17 protein-coding genes and 1 pseudogene are annotated in these 21,919 nt (G+C 68.9%); 10 read left to right on the top strand and 8 right to left on the bottom strand.

What is annotated here, in order from left to right; all coding sequences use genetic code 11:
- Window positions 1-4: 4 nt before the first annotated feature.
- The 3 genes from IB278_RS11220 to IB278_RS11210 all read right to left on the bottom strand — a co-directional run bounded on the left by IB278_RS11220 (window position 5) and on the right by IB278_RS11210 (window position 2,412).
- The gene (locus IB278_RS11220) at window positions 5-991 is read right to left on the bottom strand and encodes an LLM class flavin-dependent oxidoreductase (RefSeq protein WP_145742675.1); all 987 of its coding nucleotides are present in this window, start codon (window positions 989-991) and stop codon (window positions 5-7) included.
- Between the two features lie 79 nt (window positions 992-1,070).
- Complete coding sequence (locus IB278_RS11215; protein ID WP_145742677.1) at window positions 1,071-1,670, bottom strand: DUF6891 domain-containing protein; 600 nt, start codon at window positions 1,668-1,670, stop codon at window positions 1,071-1,073.
- A 361-nt stretch (window positions 1,671-2,031) separates the two neighbouring features.
- Entirely contained in the window at window positions 2,032-2,412 is a 381-nt protein-coding gene (locus tag IB278_RS11210) for a helicase SNF2 (RefSeq protein WP_145742679.1), read from the bottom strand.
- Window positions 2,413-2,768: 356 nt separating this feature from the next.
- Here IB278_RS11210 and IB278_RS11205 point away from each other — a divergent pair, with 356 nt between their 5' ends.
- Together IB278_RS11205 and IB278_RS11200 are read left to right on the top strand one after the other, a co-directional pair.
- Window positions 2,769-3,482, top strand: a complete 714-nt coding sequence (locus IB278_RS11205) for a YebC/PmpR family DNA-binding transcriptional regulator (RefSeq protein ID WP_145742681.1) — start codon at window positions 2,769-2,771, stop codon at window positions 3,480-3,482.
- Window positions 3,483-3,500: 18 nt separating this feature from the next.
- Window positions 3,501-3,941 (top strand): GFA family protein, encoded by a 441-nt coding sequence (locus IB278_RS11200; protein WP_192323458.1) that lies wholly within the window; start codon window positions 3,501-3,503, stop codon window positions 3,939-3,941.
- 12 nt (window positions 3,942-3,953) lie between these two features.
- Here IB278_RS11200 and IB278_RS11195 read toward each other — a convergent pair whose 3' ends face one another.
- A complete protein-coding gene (locus IB278_RS11195) occupies window positions 3,954-5,930 on the bottom strand; it encodes a sensor histidine kinase (RefSeq protein ID WP_225612848.1) in 1,977 nt (658 codons plus the stop codon).
- Between the two features lie 119 nt (window positions 5,931-6,049).
- A complete protein-coding gene (gene ssb, locus IB278_RS11190) occupies window positions 6,050-6,592 on the bottom strand; it encodes a single-stranded DNA-binding protein (RefSeq protein ID WP_145742684.1) in 543 nt (180 codons plus the stop codon).
- Between the two features lie 108 nt (window positions 6,593-6,700).
- On the opposite strand from ssb, the gene IB278_RS11185 reads away from it, so the two are divergent.
- The 3 genes and pseudogenes from IB278_RS11185 to IB278_RS11175 all read left to right on the top strand — a co-directional run bounded on the left by IB278_RS11185 (window position 6,701) and on the right by IB278_RS11175 (window position 12,168).
- Complete coding sequence (locus IB278_RS11185; RefSeq protein ID WP_192323457.1) at window positions 6,701-8,092, top strand: chloride channel protein; 1,392 nt, start codon at window positions 6,701-6,703, stop codon at window positions 8,090-8,092.
- An 18-nt stretch (window positions 8,093-8,110) separates the two neighbouring features.
- The gene (gene uvrA / locus IB278_RS11180; RefSeq protein ID WP_145742689.1) at window positions 8,111-11,227 is read left to right on the top strand and encodes an excinuclease ABC subunit UvrA; all 3,117 of its coding nucleotides are present in this window, start codon (window positions 8,111-8,113) and stop codon (window positions 11,225-11,227) included.
- Window positions 11,228-11,277: 50 nt separating this feature from the next.
- Window positions 11,278-12,168, top strand: a pseudogene (locus tag IB278_RS11175) (DMT family transporter).
- Window positions 12,169-12,175: 7 nt separating this feature from the next.
- Here the strand turns inward: IB278_RS11175 and IB278_RS11170 are convergent.
- Genes IB278_RS11170 through IB278_RS11160 form a run of 3 tightly spaced genes read right to left on the bottom strand, consistent with a single transcriptional unit; the run spans window position 12,176 to window position 16,181 of the window.
- A complete protein-coding gene (locus IB278_RS11170; RefSeq protein ID WP_225612860.1) occupies window positions 12,176-12,913 on the bottom strand; it encodes a GntR family transcriptional regulator in 738 nt (245 codons plus the stop codon).
- A 20-nt stretch (window positions 12,914-12,933) separates the two neighbouring features.
- Window positions 12,934-14,697, bottom strand: a complete 1,764-nt coding sequence (locus IB278_RS11165) for a glycerol-3-phosphate dehydrogenase/oxidase (protein ID WP_145742693.1) — start codon at window positions 14,695-14,697, stop codon at window positions 12,934-12,936.
- Window positions 14,694-16,181, bottom strand: coding sequence for an FGGY family carbohydrate kinase (locus tag IB278_RS11160; RefSeq protein WP_192323456.1), 1,488 nt, complete (start codon window positions 16,179-16,181; stop codon window positions 14,694-14,696). The genes IB278_RS11165 and IB278_RS11160 overlap by 4 nt, the downstream gene beginning before the upstream one ends.
- Window positions 16,182-16,359: 178 nt before the next feature.
- On the opposite strand from IB278_RS11160, the gene IB278_RS11155 reads away from it, so the two are divergent.
- From IB278_RS11155 to IB278_RS11135, 5 genes are read left to right on the top strand one after another with little or no spacing between them, the layout of a single operon-like run.
- Complete coding sequence (locus tag IB278_RS11155) at window positions 16,360-17,400, top strand: substrate-binding domain-containing protein (RefSeq protein WP_192323455.1); 1,041 nt, start codon at window positions 16,360-16,362, stop codon at window positions 17,398-17,400.
- A complete protein-coding gene (locus IB278_RS11150; protein ID WP_261380270.1) occupies window positions 17,397-18,923 on the top strand; it encodes a sugar ABC transporter ATP-binding protein in 1,527 nt (508 codons plus the stop codon). The genes IB278_RS11155 and IB278_RS11150 overlap by 4 nt, the downstream gene beginning before the upstream one ends.
- A complete protein-coding gene (locus IB278_RS11145) occupies window positions 18,920-19,936 on the top strand; it encodes an ABC transporter permease (RefSeq protein WP_192323454.1) in 1,017 nt (338 codons plus the stop codon). Before IB278_RS11150 ends, IB278_RS11145 begins: the two co-directional genes overlap by 4 nt.
- 5 nt (window positions 19,937-19,941) lie before the next feature.
- Entirely contained in the window at window positions 19,942-20,928 is a 987-nt protein-coding gene (locus IB278_RS11140) for an aldo/keto reductase (protein WP_192323545.1), read from the top strand.
- 44 nt (window positions 20,929-20,972) lie between these two features.
- Window positions 20,973-21,824, top strand: a complete 852-nt coding sequence (locus tag IB278_RS11135) for a class I fructose-bisphosphate aldolase (RefSeq protein WP_145742701.1) — start codon at window positions 20,973-20,975, stop codon at window positions 21,822-21,824.
- Window positions 21,825-21,919 lie beyond the last annotated feature (95 nt).

The following is a 21,919-nucleotide window of genomic DNA, read 5'->3' as shown; positions in this document are numbered from 1 at the left end:
GGAATCAGCCCTGGCGGCGCAGGCCGGCCAGCAGCTCGTAGGAACGCAGCCGCGCCGCGTGGTCGAACACCTGCGAGGTGATCATCAGCTCGTCGGCGCCCGTGCGCTCGATGAAGGCCTGCACGCCTTCGCGCACCCGGGCGGGCGAGCCCACGGCCGAACACGACAGCACCGAGTCGAGCAGCGCGTTCTCGGCCGGGCCGACCTTCTGCCGGTAGCCCTCGACCGGCGGCGGCAGGCGCCCCGGCCGGCCGCTGCGCAGGTTCACGAAGGCCTGCTGCCACGAGGTGGCGCGGAATTCGGCCTCTTCGTCGGTGTCGGCTACGAACACGTTGAAGCCCAGCATCACATAAGGCTTCTGCAGCTGCGCCGAGGGCTTGAAGGTCTCGCGGTAGATCTGGATCGCCTGCATCAGCTGCTGCGGCGCGAAGTGCGAGGCAAAGGCATAGGGCAAGCCGAGGTGCGCAGCCAGCTGGGCGCCGAAGGTGCTCGACCCGAGGATCCACACCGGCACCTCGAGCCCCGCGCCCGGCACCGCGCGCACGGGCTGCTGCGGCGCCTTCGACATGAAGTCCATGAGCTCGACCACGTCCTGCGGGAACTGGTCGGCATCGGATTCGAGGTTGCGGCGCAGCGCGCGCGCCGTGCGCTGGTCGGAGCCGGGCGCGCGGCCCAGGCCCAGGTCGATGCGCCCCGGATACAGCGACTCCAGCGTGCCGAACTGCTCGGCGATCACCAGCGGCGAATGGTTGGGCAGCATCACGCCGCCGGCGCCGATGCGGATGGTCGAGGTGCCGGCGCCGATGTAGGCCAGCAGCACCGCCGTGGCCGCGCTCGCGATACCCGGCATGCCGTGGTGCTCCGCGAGCCAGTAGCGCGTGTAGCCCAGCTTCTCCCCGTGCTGCGCGAGCGAAAGCGAGTTGCGGAACGACTGCGCGGCGTCGCTGCCTTCGGTGATGGGGGAAAGGTCGAGGATCGAGAACGGAATCATGGACCGGATGATGGCGCGATCCGGCGATCCCTGCTCGTGCAAGCCATTGCCCGCTCTGCTAGGGCTGGCCGCGGCCCGGCTACGGGCTTCGCTTGCGCCACTGGCCCAGGTCGGCCTCGATGCGTTCGTTGATGTTGCCGCTCCACTGGGCGCCGAAGCCGGCCGCGCGCAGCAGCTCGACGATGCGCCGGCCGACCGCGACGGTGTTGGCCTCGCGCTGGTCGATCTCGGGAATCATGCCGCCGCTGAACGCCAGGTAGAGGCGGCCGGTGCGCACCGCAGTGTCGAGATCCTGCGCGTGATAGAAGCAGCAGCCGCGAATGCCCGAAGCGAGCCGGCCTGCGGCGCGCCACTGCTCGCGCACGTCGTCGTGGCCGTCGGCCAGCGTGTTGCCGGCGCGGTGCAGCGCAATGATCTTCTCGCTGCGCAGCTGGGCGAACACCGCTTCGAGCCGGTCGTATTCGGTCTGCGCGGGCCACGAAGCCTCGGCGGCGCGCTTGGCGGCGCAGGCGCGCGCCGCCTCGGCCCTGACCCAGGCGCGGTCTTCGGCCGTGAGCTCGTCGGGATCGAGGTACTCGTCGGTGATCATCCATTCGATGTCGCCGTCGGGATGGAAGCCGCACCACGCCAGGCCGTGAATGCGTGCGCGCGTGTCTTCGGGGTCGAGCGTGAGGGCCATGCGTGCTCGGCTCAACCTGCCAGGCACGCGAAGGCATCGGCTTCGAAGCGGCCGGCGGCGTCTTTCAGAACCAGGGTGCAGCTCACGTTGTGGGAATCTCGCGGATGGGAGGCCATCGAAGCCGCGCCGGCCAGCCCCGCCGCGGCGGGCACCATCGTACCGGGCTGCGGCCAAAGCTCGATGTCCGCCCGCGAAGGCGGCGGCCGTTTTGTAAGGCGAAAGCATTTGCCTGCGTGGCAAATCAACCACGCCCGGGCCGCGCCTTCGCGTCCGGGGCGGCCAGCACGGCAAAAAGCCGGCCCATGCTTTCGCATGGCCGGCTTTTGGGAGGGTTGGCGCTCGCCGAGCGCCGAGGCCGTTTTTACAGCGGCAGTGCGTCGCCGCGGGCAGCAGCGCGGGCTGCGGCGCGCACCGTGGCGCGGTCCACCGTGCTGGCGACGATCGGGGCCACGCCCGACGAGGCGCCTTCGGCGTACGGATCGGCGCTGCGGGCGGCAGCCACGGCTTCGGCACGGACCGCATCGCGGCTGGTCGACGAAACGAACACCTGGGCCGGGCCTGCATTGGCGCCGGTGGCGTACGGGTTGGCGCTGTGCGCGGCAACCACGGCCTGGCCGGCGACGTCGGCACGGCTGGCGGCCGAGGTCAGCTGATGCACGCCTTCGTAGGTTTCGGCATGGGCGGCACCGGCAACGGCCATGAGGGCAACAGCAACGGCGGAGAGGATCTTCGAGGCGGTCATTTTGATTTCCTTCAATTCAGTTCAGTTTTGGCTTTGGATGATTTCGAACCGGTCTTGGGTGGGTCACCGTCCCTCTTCTGGGGGGCGGCCACCTCGCTCGGGGCCCTGTTCACCCAGATCGGCTTGGGGGCCGGTCTGTGAGATGAATTGTGCGCCGTCTTCTACGTAAAAACCCTTAGCAAAAAGAACCACGGCGTTCACGGAAAGGAAACAATCGCATCGCCAAAGCGAAAGACCGGGGCCATGGAGACACCGGCCTTCGCAGATTGGAAAAAACTGCCGCCCTCCAGCGCTGCGGCTAAAGTAGTCGCCCCAAACGGCCCATCCAGCCACACACAACACAAGGAACATCAGCCATGGGCGCACAGTGGAAAGCAAAACACAAGGATCTGGCGGCCAATGCCAAGGGCCGCCTGTTCGGAAAACTGGCCAAGGAAATCATGGTGGCCGCGCGCAGCGGCGCCGATCCGGCCTCGAATGCGCGCCTGCGGCTGGTGGTGGAGCAGGCCCGCAAGGTCTCGATGCCCAAGGACACGCTGGACCGCGCCATCAAGAAAGGCGCGGGGCTCACCGGCGAGGCGGTGCATTTCGAGCATGTGATCTACGAAGGCTTTGCGCCGCACCAGGTGCCTGTGATGGTCGAATGCCTGACCGACAACGTGAACCGCACCGCGCCTGAAATGCGCGTGCTGTTCCGCAAGGGCCAGCTCGGCACCTCGGGCTCGGTGTCGTGGGACTTCGACCACGTGGGCATGATCGAGGCCGAGCCCTCGCGTGCCGATGCCGATGCCGAAGTGGCCGCCATCGAAGCGGGCGCGCAGGACTTCGAGGCGGCCGGCGAAGGCAGCGCCACGGTGTTCCTGACCGACCCGACCGATCTCGACCTCGTGAGCCGCGCGCTGCCGGCCCAGGGCTTCACCGTGCTGTCGGCCAAGCTGGGCTACAAGCCCAGGAACCCGGTCGATCCGGCCAGCCTCAGCGCGGAGCACCTCGAAGAGGTCGAAGTGTTCCTCGCGGCCATCGACGCGAACGACGACGTGCAGAACGTGTTCGTGGGCCTGGCGGGCTGAGCCGCTGCCTCTCATCCGATGGAGAGTCCGGTGACCCGCCCCGAGAATGCGGCCCCCCGCACGCTCGCCGGCCAGTGCCTCTGCGGCGCGGTGCGCTACACCGTGGCCGACGCGTTCGCCTATGCGCTGAACTGCCACTGCGCCGACTGCCGGCGCGCGACCGGATCGGCCTTCAAGCCCTTCGCCGGCATCGAGCGGCACAAGCTGGCCATTGCACAAGGCCAGGACGAACTCCTGGTCTTCGGCAAGGAAGACGCGGGTGACGTGCACTGTCGCCATTGCGGCTCGCTGCTCTACTCGGTGGTGCGCGAAGGCCTGTTCGTGCATGTGACCCTGGGCACGCTGGCCGACGAGCCGTCGATCCGCCCGCGCGCGCACATCTTCGTGGGCTCGAAGGCGCCCTGGTTCACGATCACCGACGACCTGCCCCAATACGCGGGCCACGCCGACGCCGATTGAGCCTCGGCCTTGCTACGCCGCCCGTCCGCCGCGCTGGAGCGGCAGCCAGAGCGTGAACAGCGTGCCCCCGGGCCCCGAGCGCCACGACACCTCGCCGCCGACCGCCTGCGCCCGCCGCTGCTGGTTCTGCATGCCGCGGCCGCCGGCGCCGGCCAGGGCCTTCTCGACGTCGAAGCCCTGCCCGTTGTCCTCGATGCTCACCCGCACGCCCGACGCTTCTGGCTCGGTGGCCACCCGGATCTCGGTGGCGCGGGTATGGCGCAGCACGTTGGCAATGCTCTCCTGCACGATGCGCAGGATGTGCAGCGCGCTGGTCGGGTCGAGCCAGTCCAGCGCCGGAAGCTCCTGCACCTGCCATTGCAGAGCCACGCCCGAACTCTCGAGCCGCGGCCCGAGCCGGTAGCGCAGCGTGGCGAGCAGCAGCAGCAGGTCGTCCTCGAGCGGCTCCATCGAATCGATGGTGAGCTTGAGGTCGTCCAGGCAGCTCTGGAGCATTTGCGAGACCTTGTCGTCGCTCATGCTGCCGCCTTCCACGGAGCGGATGGCGCTGATCAGCGAGGAGCCCAGCCCGTCGTGCATGTCCTGCATGAGGCGCTGGCGCTCGTCGCTGATGGTCTGCTTCTTCTCGACCTCGCGCAGCCGCCGGTGGCTGAGCTCGAGCTCGGCTTCGCGCGCCGCAAGGCGCTGGGCCAGGCTGGCGTTGACCCGCTCGACCTCGGCAATGGCATTGACGTAGCGCCGGTACAGCAGCACCCCGAACACGCTGAACGTGACGGCATTGGTGTAGGCGCCCAGGTACCAGCCCTCGGGACTCACGAAGTTGTTCTGCAGCAGCCAGTCGGACACGCCCAGCAGCACGCACAAGCCGATGCCCACGGCCACCAGCCGCCCCTCGCCGGAGCGGCGCCAGGCGCTGATGCCGCCCACCAGCGCCACGGCGACCCCCATCAGCGCCGCGCCCAGGTAGATCAGCGGCGTGACCTGCGGCGTGTTCCTCAGGATCGCCAGGCCCGGCAGCGTCAACACGCCGGTCAGCACCGTCCACGCCACCACCGCGCCGGTGAACCAACGGAGCGGACGGCCGTGCAGCTGGCGCAGCGCGAAGTGCACCACCGCCACCAGCCAGAACAGCGAGTTGACCGTGAGCCAGGCGAACCAGTCGTTGGCGACCGGGACGCCGACATAGAAGTGCAGGCTGCGCAGGAAGGAGGTGGTCGCGAGGTTGAAGAAGAGCAGGTAGCCGGTCTCGTGGCTGCGCCTGAACCACACGAACAGCGCGAACACGCCCACGGCCATGAAGGCCGCGCTGAGCATGGCCGGCAGCTCCTGCTGCAGCCACTGCCGCATGCGGTAGCGGGGCTCCAGCGCTTCGGCGGGCCCGAGCCACAGCGACGAAACCGCCACCTGCGCGCCGCGCGTGTGCTCCATCCGCACCAGGATCTCGTTCAACGGCGCGCCGTCGATCGTCTTGCCCAGCAGCACCCACAGCGGCGTGCGCGTGCTGTTCCACAGCGGGCCCTGCACCTGCGCGCGGTGGACCAGCCGTCCATTGGCATACACCGCAATGGTGCCGTCGGTCTTGATGCGCGCGCCATAGAGCGCGAGCGGCGCCGTCGTGAGGGGCAGATTGCGCGTGGAAAGCCGCAGCCAGGTGATGCGGGTTGCATCCGTCGACGCGCTGCCATCGGCCTGGCGCAGCAAGGCGATGGGCAGCGCCAGCGGCAACTCGACCGGCTGCCAGGCGGGAGGCAGGGCCTCGCTGTCCACGGCAAGCGGCAGTGCGCGGAAGCCGGGTGCGTCTTCCACCTGCCAGTCGGCCTGCGTCAGGTGCAGCGCCGCGTTGGGCTGCGCGGCGCCGGTCGTGCCGAAAAAGGCGGCCATGGCGACCAGCAGTGCGATGGAAACCACGAGCACCCCGTTCGCCCAGAACGAGGCAAGACGGTATCTGGCGAAGTGCTCGAGCAGCCGCCGCGCAGATCCGAGGCTCATCGGCGTGCGGCCTGCCCGCTCCGGTTCAGGAAAAAACAGCCGGGAACAGGTGCGTTCCCGGCAAGCCGCGCGGCTGAAGCAGCGATGGAACGGCTTCAGCCACGGTGCTGCGATTCAGCTCAGAACGGAATGTCGTCGTCCATGTCGTCGAAGCCCGACGACGACTTGGCCGGAGCCTGGCGCGGTGCCGGCGCCGGAGCGCGCGGTGCCGCGGCTGGTGCACGGGGGGCGTAGCCGCCGCCACCACCACCGCCGCCTTGCGAGTAACCGCCGCCCTGCGAATAGCCGCCGTCGTCCTCGGGACCGCCCGAGGGGCCGCCCTGGCCCTGGCGGCTGCCGAGCATCTGCATCTGGTCGGCACGGATTTCGGTGGTGTATTTTTCGATGCCGTCCTTGTCGGTCCACTTGCGCGTGCGCAGGCTGCCTTCGACGTACACCTGCGAGCCCTTGCGCAGGTACTGGCCGGCAATTTCGGCCAGGCGACCGTTGAAGACGATGCGGTGCCATTCAGTGGCTTCGCGCATTTCGCCGCTTTGCTTGTCTTTCCAGCGATCGGTGGTGGCCACGGTGACATTTGCGACCTGGTCGCCGCTCGGGAAGGTACGCATTTCGGGGTCGCGCCCCAGGTTGCCGACGACGATGACTTTGTTGACCGATGCCATATGCACTGCCCCTGATAAGTGGATGAAGGAGAAGGTTGAAAGGAACCCTCGATTGTGCCCCAAGGCGGCCGGCCGCAGCCCCGGCCGATGCCAGAATGCGTCTTCGGCATGAACAGAGAACCAGACTTCTTCGAGCATCTGCGCACCGAGCTGCGGGGCGGCCGCGTCTGGCTCGACCGGGCGATCGTGCTCGGCTATGCGATTGCGGCAGGGCTCTTCGTCGTGGGTTTCACGTACGCGAGCGACTGGGCCTTCGGCCGCTTCCATCGCCTCTATGCGGCCCATCCCTGGGCGGTGCTGCTGGCGACCCCGCTCGTCACGGCGGGCATCGTGTGGTTCACGCTGCGCTTCTTCCCCGGCGCGGGCGGCTCGGGCATTCCGCAGATCAAGGCGGCGCTGCATCCTGCGCTTCCCGAGGAGCGGCGCTTCGCCTTCGCATCGCTGCGGCTGACGGTGGCGAAGATCGGGTTGGGCGCCGCGGGCTTCGCGGCCGGCCTGTCGATCGGCCGCGAAGGGCCCTCGGTGCAGGTCGCGGCCGGCGTGATGCAGCACGCGCGGCGCTGGCTCTCGCCCAACACCGCCATCGACGAGCGCGCGCTGCTGGTGGCCGGCGGGGCCGCCGGCATCGCGGCGGCCTTCAATGCGCCGCTGGCAGGCGTGGTTTTCGCCATCGAGGAACTCTCGGGCCGGCTGGAGGCACGTTCGAGCGGACTCATCATCACGGCCATCGTGCTGGCGGGCCTGGTGGCGGTGTCGGCCTTCGGCAATACCAGCTATTTCGGCGTGATCCGCGTGCCCCGGCTCGGCTGGGATGCCCTCGGCCCGGGCCTGCTGGCCACCTTGCTGAGCGGCGGGGCCGGCGGGCTGTTCGCGCGGCTGCTGACCGCTTCGCTGACCGGCGCGCCCGGGCGCCTGAACCGCTGGCGCGCACGTTTTCCGGTGCGCTTCGCGGCCGCCGGCGGATTGGCCGTGGCGCTCATCGGGCTGGCGACGGGCGGCGTCACCTTCGGCGCGGGCTCGGAGGCGGTCAAGCAGATGCTGCAGGGCCATGACGAACTGACGCCGCTCTACACGGTGCTCAAGTTCGTCGCCACCTGGCTCACCGCCTGGTGCGGCGTGCCGGGCGGCATCTTCGCGCCGTCGCTGTCGATCGGTGCGGGCATCGGCGACGCGGTGGCCCGCCTCGCCAGCAGCGACCTGGGCCCGGCGCTCATCGCCATGGGCATGGCGGGCTTCCTGGCCGCAGTGACACAGGCGCCGCTCACCGCCTTCATCATCGTGATGGAAATGGTCGACGGCCATTCGATGGTGCTGAGCCTGATGGCCGCCGCGATGCTGGCCAGCCTGGTCTCCCGGATGATCAGCCGTCCGCTGTACGACACGCTGGCCGAGTACATGGTGGGCCGCGCGATCAGCAGCGGAGGCGGCACCGAAGCGGTGCACCCGGCGCCGGCAGAGACCCCGAAGTCCGAACCGCCGGTTCCCTCTCCCTCGCCATGAAATCGTCGGCGGTCTATCATGTCCGGTTGCCCTCGGACGATCGCCCCCTTGAATTCCAAAGCCATTGAATACGCCGACGACGACGCGCAGCGCGCACGCGACGCGGAACTCGAACGCGACACCTACCTCGGCGCGGTGCTCGCGCAGCAGCGCATCAGCATCCGCGGTGCGCGCACCCACAACCTGAAGAACGTCGACCTCGACATCCCGCGCAACAAGCTGGTGGTGATCACCGGCCTGTCGGGCTCGGGCAAGTCGAGCCTGGCCTTCGACACGCTGTACGCCGAAGGCCAGCGGCGCTACGTGGAAAGCCTCTCGGCCTATGCGCGGCAGTTCCTGCAGCTCATGGACAAGCCCGACGTCGACGTGATCGAGGGCCTGTCGCCCGCCATCAGCATCGAGCAGAAGGCCACCAGCCACAACCCGCGCTCCACCGTGGGCACGGTGACCGAGATCCACGACTACCTGCGCCTGCTCTATGCGCGCGCCGGCACGCCCTACTGCCCCGACCACCACCTGCCGCTGCAGGCGCAGACCGTCTCGCAGATGGTCGATGCCACGCTGGCCATTCCCGACGAGCCGCGGCTGATGATCCTCGCACCGGTGGCAAGAGAGAAGAAAGGCGAATTCCTCGAACTCTTCGCCGAGATGCAGGCCGCGGGCTACGTGCGCTTCCGCGTCGACGGGCAAACCTGCGAATACAACGACCTGCCCAAGCTCAAGAAGACCGAGAAGCACGACATCGACGTGGTGATCGACCGGCTGCGCGCGCGCCCCGACATGCAGCAGCGCCTGGCCGAGAGTTTCGAAGCCGCGCTGCGGCTGGCCGAAGGCCGCGCCATCGCGCTGGAGCTGGGCACCGAGGGGGCGCCCGACAAGGAGCACCTGTTCAACGCCAAGTTCGCCTGCCCGATCTGCCACTACTCGCTGTCGGAGCTGGAGCCGCGCCTCTTTTCGTTCAACTCGCCGGTGGGTGCCTGCCCCAGCTGCGACGGCCTCGGCCACCGCGAGGTGTTCGACCCGGCGCGCGTGGTGGCCTTTCCCTCACTCTCGCTCGCAAGCGGCGCCATCAAGGGCTGGGACCGCCGCAACGGCTACTACTTCAGCATGATCGAGAGCGTCGCGAAGCACTACAAGTTCGACGTCGACGCGCCCTTCGAATCCTTGCCGGCCTCGGTGCAGCAGGTGCTGCTGCACGGCTCGGCGGCCGAGGAGATCAAGTTCAACTACACCATGGAGTCGGGCAACTTCGCGGGCAAGAAGCTCACGAAGAAGCATCCCTTCGAAGGCATCATCCCGAACATGGCGCGGCGCTACCGCGAGACCGATTCGGTGATGGTGCGCGAAGACCTCGCGCGCTTTCGCAATCTGCAGCCGTGTCCCGACTGCGGCGGCTCGCGGCTGCGGCCCGAGGCGCGCAACGTGTTCCTGGTGGACGAATCGGCCCGCCCCGCGGACGGTGGCGAGCCGCCGCGCATGGCGATCTTCGAACTGAGCCACCTCACGCTGCGCGATTCGCTCGCCTGGTTCCAGAAGCTCAAGCTGCGCGGCGCCAAGGCCGACATCGCCGACAAGGTGGTGCGCGAGATCGGCCTGCGGCTGAAGTTCCTGAACGACGTGGGCCTCAACTACCTGAGCCTGGACCGCAGCGCCGAGACGCTTTCGGGCGGCGAGGCGCAGCGCATCCGGCTGGCCTCGCAGATCGGTTCGGGCCTGACGGGCGTGATGTACGTGCTCGACGAGCCCAGCATCGGCCTGCACCAGCGCGACAACGACCGGCTCATCGGCACGCTGAAGCACCTGCGCGACATCGGCAACAGCGTGATCGTGGTCGAGCATGACGAGGACATGATCCACGCGGCCGACCACGTGATCGACATGGGCCCGGGCGCGGGCGTGCACGGCGGGCGCGTGATGGCGCAGGGCAGCTACGCCCAGGTGGCGGCCAACCCCGATTCGCTGACCGGCCAATACCTTTCGGGCACGAAGAAGATCGAGGTGCCCAAGCGCCGCACCGCCTGGCTGCCGGTCGTGAAGAAGCCGGCCTTCAACGAAGGCAGGAAGGCCTCGCGCTTTCCGCCGAGCCCCGCGGCCGAGCGGCGTGCCGCGCGCGAAGCGGCGCACCTGGCCTCGCAGACCGACCTGCAGGAAATCCGCGTGGTCGGCGCCACCGGCAACAACCTGAAGAACGTGAGCGTGGCCTTCCCGGTCGGCCTCCTGACCTGCGTGACTGGCGTCTCGGGCTCGGGCAAGTCCACCCTCGTGAACGACACGCTCTACACGGCCGTGGCGCGCACGCTCTACCGCGCGCACGAAGAGCCGGCCGCGCACGAGTCGGTCGAGGGCATCGAGTATTTCGACAAGGTCATCAACGTCGACCAGAGTCCCATCGGCCGCACGCCGCGCAGCAACCCGGCCACCTACACGGGCCTGTTCACGCCGATCCGCGAGCTGATGGCCGAGACCAACACCGCGCGCGAACGCGGCTACGGCCCGGGCCGCTTCAGCTTCAACGTGGCGGGCGGGCGCTGCGAGGCCTGCCAGGGCGACGGCGTGGTGAAGGTCGAGATGCACTTCCTGCCCGACGTGTACGTGCCCTGCGAGGTCTGCCACGGCCAGCGCTACAACCGCGAGACGCTCGAGGTGCTCTACAAGGGCAAGAACATCGCGCAGATCCTCGAGATGACGGTGGAGACCGCGCACGAGTTCCTGAAGGCCGTGCCGACCATCGAGCGCAAGCTGCGCACGCTGCTGGACGTGGGCCTGTCCTACATCCAGCTCGGCCAGTCGGCCACCACGCTCTCGGGCGGCGAGGCGCAGCGCGTGAAGCTCGCGCTGGAGCTCAGCAAGCGCGACACCGGCCGCACGCTCTACATCCTCGACGAGCCGACCACCGGCCTGCACTTTGCCGACATCGAGCTGCTGCTCAAGGTGCTGCACCAGCTGCGCGACGCGGGCAACACCATCGTGGTGATCGAGCACAACCTGGACGTCATCAAGACGGCCGACTGGCTGATCGACATGGGCCCCGAGGGCGGCGCCGGCGGCGGCACGGTGGTGGGCGAAGGCACACCCGAAGACATCGCGGCCAACGAGGCGAGCCACACGGGGCGCTACCTCAAGCGGCTGCTGTAGCGGCGCCTGCTCCCGGCACGGATGCGCGGGCCGCGCCACAATCGCGGCCCATGCCTTCCTTCACGCCGCGCCAGTTCGTCCTGCTCGTTCTCCTCACGCTTGCCTGGGGCCTCAACTGGCCCGTGATGAAGCTCGGCGTGGCGGACTATCCGCCGCTGACCTTCCGCGCGATATCGATCTGGCTCGGCGTGCCTGTGCTGGGGCTCGCGCTGGTGTGGATGAAGGTGCCGTTCCGCGTGCCGCGCAGCGCCTGGCCCGAACTGGTGCGGCTGGGCGCCACCAACATGTTCATCTGGCACGCCTGCATCATCCTGGCGGTGAAGGCGCTGTCGGGCGGACGCGCCGCGATCCTGGGCTACACGATGCCGGTGTTCTCCGCGGTGATCGGCGCGCTGCTGTTCTCGGCCGTGCTCACGCGGCGCTCATGGCTCGGCGTGGGCGCCTGCGCGATCGGCGTGGGGCTCCTGCTGTGGCACTAGCTCACCGACCTCGCGGGCCGGCCCGGCTACGTGGCGCTCGCACTGGTGGCGGCCGCGACCTGGGCGCTGGGCACGCAGCTGCTGCGCCACTCGCGCATCGGGCTGGCGACGCTCACGCTGTCGTTCTGGATGACGGCCATGACGGCCGTGGTGATGACGGTGCTGTCGCTGCTGTTCGAGCGCGGCCCATGGCGCTGGCCCGGCCCCGTGACCTGGGGCTCGATCGCCTACAACGCGGTGCTGATCTTCGGCTTCGCGCACGCGGCCTGGTTCTACCTGGCACGCGGCCTGCCGCCGGTGGCTTCGACCCTGAGCGTGATGTTCATCCCCGTGCTGGGCGTTTTCAGCGGCGCGGTGTGGCTTGGCGAAGTGGTGCACTGGCAGGACTGGGTCGCCGTCGCGCTGATGGTGGTGGCCATTGCCTCGGTGCTCTGGCCCTCGCGCAGCGCCGCCAAGGCCTGAGGAAAAATCAGGTGGTCGTCTGCACGTGCAGGCGGCTGGTCTTGCAGCGGTGCAGCGCACGGTAGTGCTCCAGCGGCCGGCCGTTGGCGCCGTAGGCGATCGACTCGATGCGCAGCAGCGGCTCGGGCTGCGGCAGGTCGAGCAGCCTGCAGGTTTCGGCGTCGGGCAGCACCGCATCGATCCAGCGCTCGGCGCGCACCAGGCGCAGCCCGTACTGCCGGCGCAGCACGTCATAGAGCGAGCGGTCTTCCAGCCGCGCGCGGTGCAGGCCGGGCGCCAGGTCCGCCGGCACCGCGGTCTCGACCAAGAGGCGCAGCTCGCCATCCACGCTGCGCAGGCGCTTGAGGGCCACCACCTGGGTGTCGTCGGCCAGGCCCAGCGATGCGGCTTCATGCTCGGTGGGTGCGCGCAGTTCCTGCGCGAGGATCTGCGTGCGCACCGAGCGGCCCTTGCGCTCCATCTCGTCGGAGAAGCCGAGCACGGTGGAAACAAAATCCTCGTCGCGCTCGCGCGCCGACACGAAGGCGCCGCGGCCCTTGATCTTGTAGATGAGGTTGTTGCGCACGAGGTCGGCCAAGGCCTCGCGCACCACGATGCGCGAGATGCCGAACTGCTCGCCGAGCTCCGCCTCCGAAGGCAGCTTGGCGCCGATGGGCAGCACGCCCTGCAGGATCTGCAAGCGGATGGCGTCGCGGAACTGCGCCCACAGCGGCGATTCGGAATTGCGGTCGAGCACGGTCGACATGTCGTTGGGACTGTTCACTTTTAGGCTTGGCCGAGGACTGAGCTGGCCATCAATGATGCATCGAAAGAAGGCGCCTCGCCGGCGGCCACGGCATGCAGGCGCACGTTGTGCCGCTCGCGCAGCGCGGTGGCGCAGGCGCACAGCTCGTTGTGGGCGTGGATGGCGTCCCAGCCCAGCGCCTCGGCCGCCACGCCCGCGATCTGGGCGAGCGCGGCATCGGTGACGAGGCCGCGAATGGCCAGCAGCGTGCGTCGGATGACGAGGTCGTCGAGGTGCACCACGCCGGTTTCGAGGCACAGGTAGGAAAGCTCGGCGGCCGAGTAGTCCGGCGCATGCAGCAGCGGCTGGTCGCCCGAGGCCGCCAGGCGCTGCGCGAGCGGCAGCGCCTTCGAGCCATAGCGGCCGAGCAGGGTCAGCGCGCGGGCGCGGCCGATGCCGCAGGCGGCCATCATCTTTTCGACGAAGCGATCGGCCGCCGGCCCATCGGCCGGCAGTTCCGCGCCGCCGCCAATGGGCAGCAGCTGGGTCGAGGCGGTGCGCGAGCGGCCGAGCAGCTGCAGCACTTCGTCGGTGGCCTCCTCGGCCAGCGAGCGGAAAGTGGTCCACTTGCCGCCGACCAGGCCGACGATGGCGATGTCGCGCGTCGCGTTCGGCGGATCCACCACCACCGAATGGTCGCGCGAGATCTGCCCCGGCTTGTCGGCCTCGGAGCGCGCGAGCGGCCGCACGCCGACATAGGTGTAGACCACGTCGCCGCGCCCGAAGGCCATGTTCGGGAAGACCTCGCGCAGCACGTCGATCAGGTAGTCGACCTCGGCCGGCTCGGTGACGATCTGGTCCGGGTCTTCGACCGGGATGTCGGTGGAGCCCACCAGCACCCGGTCGAGGAAGGGATAGACGATGCACACGCGCCCGTCGACCGCCTCGAAGTAGGCCATGCGGCCGTCGAGCGCATCGCGCAGCGCGGGATGGTCGAGCACGAGGTGCGAGCCCTTGGTGCCCATCACGCGCGGGCCGGCACCGCCGAGCACGGCCGCGCTGCGGTCGAGCCAGGCGCCGGTGGCATTCACCACGCTGTCGGCGGTCACGCGCACGAGTGCGCCGGTGATCTCGTCGCGCAAGGTGAGGATGTTGCCCGCGCAGCCCATCACACGGCAGTAGTTGGCGGCCGCGGAGCGCGGCTGGTCGCGGCAGGCATCGGCTATGAGTTCGAGGATGAGCCATTCGGGATGGCTGATCCAGGCATCGAAGAAGGTCGCGGTCCAGCGGATGGCCGCGCGGAACAGGCCGCGGTCGGCCGGCGGCACGCGGCTGATGCGATGCCCCGGCATCACGCGCTGGCGGCGTCCCAAAAGGTCGTAGAGCCGCAGGCCCAGCGCCACGGCCAGCAGGCCGCGCGTGCGCTGCGGCGGCGTGCGGCCGAAGAACTTGAGCGCGCTGCTCATCAGCCCGCCGAAGAAGCTCGCGAGCGGCACCACCGTCTTGAGCGGCTGCACCAGGTGCGGCGCATTGCGCAGCAGCAGGTTGCGCTCGCGCGTGGCTTCGGCCACCAGCGAGAAGCTGCCGTTTTCCAGGTAGCGCAGGCCGCCGTGGATCATGCGCGAGGGCGCGCTGCTGGCGCCGGCGCCGAAGTCGCCCTTGTCGACGATCAGGCAGTCGACGCGCTGCAGCGAAAGGTCGCGGAACACGCCCACGCCGTTGATGCCGGCGCCCACGATCACGGTGGAGAAATGGCGGCCTGCCAGCGAGGCCGGGCGCACGAAGGGAAGTTGCCAGGCGCTCATTCGGCACCGCCCGCGAGGTGGGTGAATACAGGTGACATGCTGTCGATCAGTTCGTTGAAGCCGGCGTTGAAATCCGCATGGGCGCGGGCCTGCCGCGCATCGGGCTCGATCACTTCGCAGGGCGCGAGCAGTGCGCTGCCCTGCGACGCGTCGTCCAGCCCCTGCGACATGGCGGCGTAGATCGCGGCGCCGCGTGCGCCGGTCTCGTCGTCGGCGCAGCGTTCGACGGGCCGCCCCAGGAAGGCCGCCAGCAGCCGCACGAGGCGGGCATCGCCCGCGCCGCCGCCGAGCACCGTCGTCTGGCCCACCGCGAGGCCGGCCGCGGCCAGGCGCGCCGTGTGCCGCGCATGCAGCGCCGCCACGGCATCGACCACGGCGCGCGCCATGTCGGCGCGCGTGTGGTGGCTCTTGAGGCCCACGAAGCCGGCCGTCACGCCGCCGCCGCCATTGACGAAGGGCAGGAAGCGCAGGCCGTTGGCGCCCAGCGGCACCGCCATGGCCAGGTCGACCACCGCGCGCGCATCGGGCAGTGCGAGCGCGCCGGCCAGCCAGGCGATGTTGGCCATCGAAGACGGGCTGTTCTCCATGTAGAGCCGCTTGTTGCTGCGGCCGAAATTCACGATGGCTGCAACGGCAGGCTTGGGCGCCATCACCGGGCCGATGACCGCATTCACGCACCAGGTGCCGAATACCGACACTGCGCGGCCGCGCCCTTCCGCGCGGATCGCCGTCATCGAGGCCAGCAGGTCGATGGCGCCCATTGCCACCGGAATGCCCGCGGGCAGGCCGCACAGCGCGGCCTCCGCGGGCAGGAGCTTTCCGATCATGGTGCCGCTCGGCACGATGGGGCCGAAGGCGCGCGCACCGAGCTCCGCGATGCCCGAGGCCTCGAAAGCCGCGCGCGACCAGCTGCCGGTGGCAAGCGACACCAGGCCGGCGGTGCTCGCATCGCTGGCGTCGGTGGCGATCTGGCCGGTCAGCAGAAAGCCGAGGTAGTCCTTGGCGAACAGCAGGCGGTGCAGTTCGCCGCGCTGCACCGCATCCGCGCCCAGCAGCTCGGCCGCGATCACCGTGGGCTGCCCGGGCCAGGGGCTGCAGCCCACGTCCTCGAACAACTGCGCGCCGCGGCTTGCGGCCAGGGCGCGCGCCCGGGCATCGGCGCGCTGGTCGGTGGAGGCGACGGCGCGTCCACCCACGAGCTGGTTGCCGGCATCGAGCGCATAGAGGCCGGCGCCGTGGCCGGTGCAGGCCATGGCACGGACCTCGGCCGCGCGCGGGCCGAGCTGGCGGGCCACGTCCTGCAGCACGCGGGTCAGCGCAGCGCGGATCGCTGGCGCGCCCACCTCGCAGCCTCCGCCGGGCAGCCGGTCGTGCGGCAGGGACATGCGGGACAAGGCGACGGTGCGGCCGCTCGCGGCTTCGAGGGCCAGCGCCTTCAGGCTGCTCGAGCCCATGTCGACGCCGATCAGTATATTTGGCTTCATGTCATAACAGCTTCGGCGAGTTGAAAGCCACTTGCCAGTAGCGTTTCCCCTAGTTATCGCGGCAAACAACCCGCGATTACATTCTACCTGTCATAACAACTGTCGTGACAATGAGGTCCGAAGATCTGCTCGCAAAAGCAGGTCGCAAGCTCTGCCAGTCAACGCGAGGAGACAAAGAATGAGGCGAAATTTCCTGAAGTCCGCTGCGGCCGCCGGTATCGGCCTGGCCGGCGCCAGCGCATTTGCGCAGTCCACCCCCACGGCCGCCGCCACCGGATTGCGCGGCAACGCCAGCGACGTCTACGTGATGAACGTGATGGTGTCGGGCGTCGAATACTGGTTTCCGGTCTACGAAATGATGAAGCAGCTCGGCCGCACGCTGGGCGTGCGCACGCGCTACACCGGCACGCCCGAGTACGACGTCAACAAGCAGCTGGCCTCGTTCGAGCAGGAGCTGGCGCGCAAGCCCGCGGGCATCCTGCTGCACCCGATGAACCCCGATCCGTTCATCGAGCCGATCAACCGCGCGGTGGCCATGGGCATCCCGGTCGTGACCTTTGCGGCCGACTCGCCCAACTCCAAGCGCGCCTCCTTCGTCACTTCGGACAACGACCGCGAGGGCACGCAGGCGGCCGACGCGATTGCCGCGGCGCTGGGCGGCAAGGGCGAATACGCGGTGCTCGAGAACCCCGGCCAGGACAACCACGACCGCCGCATCGCGGCCTTCGTCAACCGCATGAAGACCAAGCATGCGGGCATGAAGCTGGTCGGCCGCGCCGCCAGCAACCAGGACCCGAGCAAGGCCTACCAGGCGGTGCTGAGCCTCGCGCAGGCCAACCCGAACCTGGGTGCGCTGTTCATGCCCGAGGCCAACTCGGCCCTGGGCGCCGCGCAGGCCAAGATCGAGTCGAAGAAGAACATCCGCGTGATGTGCTGCGACGTGAACGCCAAGATCCTCGACATGATCAAGGCCGGCGACGTGTTCGGCGCCATCAACCCCAACCAGGGCATGCAGGGCTACATGGGCATGATGATGCTGTTCCTGGCCAGGAACCCGCAGCTCATCGATCCGATGAACGACGCCAAGCGCAACGGCACCAATCCGATGTCGGTGCCGTTCCTGGACAACGGCCTGTCGGTGGTCAGCAAGGCCAACGCCGACGACTTCTACTGGGACAAGTACCTCGCGCGCCGCGGCACCAAGGGAATCGGCGAGTGAGCGCTGTGGGCTCTTCTTCATTGCTCGAATTGCGCGGCATCAGCAAGCGCTTCGGCGCTTCGCGCGCGCTCTCGGGCGTGGATTTCTCGCTCTCGGCGGGCGAGATCCACGCGCTGTGCGGCGAGAACGGCGCGGGCAAGTCGACGCTGATGAACATCATCGACGGCATCCACCGCCCCGACGAAGGCGACATCCTGCTGAACGGCGAGAAGGTGGTCATCGACGGCCCGGCGCACGCCATGCGCCTGGGCATCGGCCTGGTGCACCAGGAGATCGCGCTGTGCGCCGACGCCACCGTGGCCGAAAACATCTTCATGCCGGAGATCAACGCCGGCCGGCAGGCCTGGATGAACTACGCCAGCCTGAACGCGCGCGCCGCCCGGGTGCTGGCGCGGCTCGGGCAGGACATCGATCCCGCCGCGCCCGTGCGCGAGCTGAGCATTTCGAGCCAGCAGCTGGTGGAGATTGCCAAGGCGCTCACGCTCGACTGCAAGGTGCTGATCCTCGACGAGCCCACGGCCGCGCTGACCGACAACGAGTCGGCCGCGCTCTTTCGCGTGCTGCACGACCTGAAGGCGCAGGGCATCGGCATCATCTACATCAGCCACCGCATGGCTGAAATATTCACGCACTGCGACCGCGTCACCGTGCTGCGCGACGGGCGCAACGTGCACAGCGGCCCGCTGGCCGGCCTGAGCGCGGACGAGCTGGTGCGCCGCATGGTCGGGCGCGAGCTCGGCAACTACTACCCGCCCAAGCAAGAGACCACGGAATCGTCCGAGCCCGTGCTCGAGGCGGTTGGCATCGCCGACGGCGAGCGCGTGCACGGCATCTCGTTTGCGCTCCAGCGCGGCGAGATCCTCGGCATTGCCGGACTCATGGGCGCCGGCCGCAGCGAACTGGCCGAGACGCTGTGCGGCCTGCGCGCCGCCACGCAAGGCACGGTGCGCCTGCGCGGCAAGACGCTTTCCATCCGCAAGTACAGCGATGCGCTGCGCGAAGGCATTGCCTACCTCAGCGAAGACCGCAAGGCGGCGGGTGTTTTTCTCGACCTGCCGATCGCACAGAACATCTCGTCGATGGCGCTGCGGCGCGTGAGCTCCGGCTGGGGCCTCTTGCAGCGCTCGGCCGAACACCGCCTGGCCCGCGAGCTGGGCGCCAGGCTCAAGCTCAAGTCGGACGGCGTGGCCATCGAAGTGTCCAGCCTGTCGGGCGGCAACCAGCAGAAGGTGGCGATTGCCAAGCTGCTGGCCACCAACCCGTCGGTGCTGCTGATGGACGAGCCCACGCGCGGCGTGGACGTGGGCGCCAAGTCGGAGATCCACCACATCCTGCGCGAGCTCGCGGACCAGGGCGTGGGCGTGATCGTGATCTCCTCGGAGCTGCCCGAGATCATCGGCCTGTGCGACCGGGCCCTGGTGATCCGCGACGGCCGGCTGGCCGGCGAATTGAATTCCAACGAAATGACGGAGGAGGCCCTCTTGCGGCTCGCCTCCGGACTCTGCGAACAGGAGATGGCATGAACTACCCGGCACAACTCGATGCGGGCCTGGCACCGCGCCCATCGGGAGGCGGCCCCGTGAAGCCCGCCAACAAGTTCACGAGCATGCGCGAGATGGGCCTGCTGCTGATCATTGCGGTGATGTGCGTGGCGATGAGCTTCGCGTCGCCCTACTTCCTCACCTGGGACAACGTGCGCGCCATGCTCCTGTCCTTCTCGATCGAAGGCATCGTGGTGGTGGGCATGACGATCCTGCTGATCGTCGGCGGCATCGACCTGTCGGTGGGCTCGGTGGTGTGCTTCGCGATGGTGGTCACGGGCAAGCTTTTCCTGATAGGCGTGGACCCCTGGATCGCGAGCCTGGTGGCCATCGGCGCGAGCGGGCTCGTCGGCGCCATGATCGGCGGCTGCGTCACGCGCATCGGGCTGAACCATTTCATCGCCTCGCTGGCCTTCATGGTGATCGTGCGCGGGCTGTGCCTGGCGCTCACGCAGGGCACGCCGCAGTCGCTGTTCTCGCTGCCGGCCGAGTTCAAGTTCATCGGGCAGGGCACGCTGTTCGGCATTCCGGCCGTGATCCTGATCTTCGTGGCGATCGTGGTCGTGAGCGACTTCGTGCTGCGCCGCTCGACCTTGCTGCGGCGCGTGTTCTACACCGGCAGCAACGAGAAGGCCGCGCTGTACTCGGGCATCCGCGTGGGCCGGGTGAAGTTCTGGGTCACGGTGCTGTGCTCCGCATCGGCGGGCCTGGCCGGCGTGATCTACACGGCCCGCTTCGGCGCCGCCACGCCCACCTTCGGCGTGGGCATGGAGCTCAACGTGATTGCCGCCGCGGTGATCGGCGGCGCGAGCCTCAAGGGCGGCTCCGGCACCGTGCTGGGCGCGGTGCTGGGCCTCGCGCTGCTGTCGGTGGTGACCAGCTCGCTGATCCTGCTCGACGTCTCGCCCTACTGGCAGGACGTGATCAAGGGCCTGATCCTGCTCGCCGCCGTGACCATCGACCACCTCCTGAACACGAGAAAGACGACGCGATGAAGACGATGACGATGAAGAAGACGACGCTGGGCCCCTCGGGCATCGAATGCTCGGCCATCGGCCTGGGCACCTGGGCGATGGGCGGATGGATGTGGGGCGGCGGCGACAACGCGGCGGCCGTGGTGGCGATCCAGGCCTCGCTGGATGCGGGCGTGAACCTGATCGACACCGCGCCGGCCTACGGCCTGGGGCGTTCCGAAAGCATCGTGGGCACCGCCCTCAAGGGCCGCCGCCACGAGGCCGTGATCGCGACCAAGTGCGGACTGGTGTGGCACACGCAAAAGGGCACGCACTTCTTCGAGGAAGATGGGCATCCGGTGTACCGCTACCTCGGCCGCGAGTCGATCTTCCATGAATGCGAAGAGAGCCTGAAGCGCCTGCAGACCGACTACATCGACCTCTACATCACGCACTGGCAGGACGGCACCACGCCCGTGGCCGAGACCATGGACGCGCTGCTGGCGCTCAAGAAGCAGGGAAAGATCCGCGCCATCGGCGTGAGCAACGTGAGCCCCGAGACGCTGGCCGAATACCTGCGCCACGGCCCGGTCGATGCGGCGCAGGAGCGCTACAGCCTGATCGACCGCGAGATCGAGCAGACGCTCGCGCCCCTGTGCAGCGAGCACAGCGTGGCGGTGCTGGGCTACTCGTCGCTGGCGCTCGGGCTGCTCGCGGGGCCGATCGATCCGGCCCGCGAGTTCAAGGGCGACGACCAGCGCGCGAGCAACCCGCGCTTCAGCGAAGCCAACCGCGCGAAGCTCAAAGCCTTCTTCGAGGCGCTCGATCCACTGCGCGAACAGTTGGGCTGCTCGTTCGGCCAGATGATGATCGCGTGGACCATCGCGCGCGGCACCGTGGCGGTCGCGCTGTGCGGCGCGCGCGTGCGCCAGCAGGCCATCGAGAACGCGGGCGCCGGCGCGGTCGAACTGGGCGACGACGCGCTGCGGCTGATCGACGCCGCGGCCAAGCGCCACCTGGGCGCGCTCGCCTGAGCTTCACTTCCCCTTTTTCCATCCCCAACAAGGAGTTCTTTCCCATGTCGAAAGACAAGACAGCGCGGCTCAACCGCTTGCTCACCAACGGCCGCTGCCTGGACATCGCGCTGGACCACGGCGTGTGCAACGAACCTTCCTTCCTCGATGGCCTGGAAGACATGCCCCAGGTCATGGACAAGCTCCTGGCCGCCGGCCCCGATGCGATCCAGCTCAACTACGGCCAGTCCGACCTGCTGCAGGACCGCCCGGGCCGCAACAAGCCCGCGCTGGTGATGCGCATCGACATGGGCAATCCCTACAACGCCACACTGCATCGCGTGATGTGGGCCCAGCTCCAGAACGAGCACGACCCGGTGCTGCCCGCCGTACAGCGCGACGCGGCCTGCGTGGTGGTCAACCTCTTCATGCTGCCCAACGAGCCCGACCTGTTCCGCCAGTGCGTACAGAACATCGCGCGCGTGCGCGCCGACTGCGACCGCTATGGCATGCCGCTGATGATCGAGCCGCTGGTGATGCAGTCGCCCACGCCCGGCAGCCGCTACCAGGTCGACGGTGACGCAGAGAAGATCGTCACGCTGGTGCGCCTGGCGCGCGAGATGGGCGCCGACATCGTCAAGGCCGACCCGACCAGCGACCCGAAAGACTTTCACCGCGTGGTGCAGGCCGCGCGCTGCCCCGTGCTCGTGCGCGGCGGCGGGCGCGAAGACCTGCAGCAGGTGTTCGCGCGCTCTCGCGTGCTGCTGGACCAGGGTGCCGTCGGCATGGTGTATGGGCGCAACGTCTACCAGCACGCCAACCCTTCCGCGGTGGTGAGTGCGCTGATGGCCATGATCCACCGCGGCGCGAGCGCCGAGGCGGCCTGGGCGCTCTACGAATCGGGCGGCGCGAAGTAAGACAAAGAACGAGCGCCGGCGCAGAACCAAGAAGAAATCAGCACGGCAGGCGATGCACCCGTCGCCAGCCGGGGTGCGTCCTGCGCGCGCACTGG

This window comes from Variovorax sp. VRV01 (assembly GCF_014852545.1).
Lineage (GTDB): Bacteria > Pseudomonadota > Gammaproteobacteria > Burkholderiales > Burkholderiaceae_C > Variovorax > Variovorax beijingensis_A.
The sequence above is the reverse complement of the archived record's forward strand: the minus strand, read 5'-3'. Positions and strand labels throughout refer to the sequence as shown.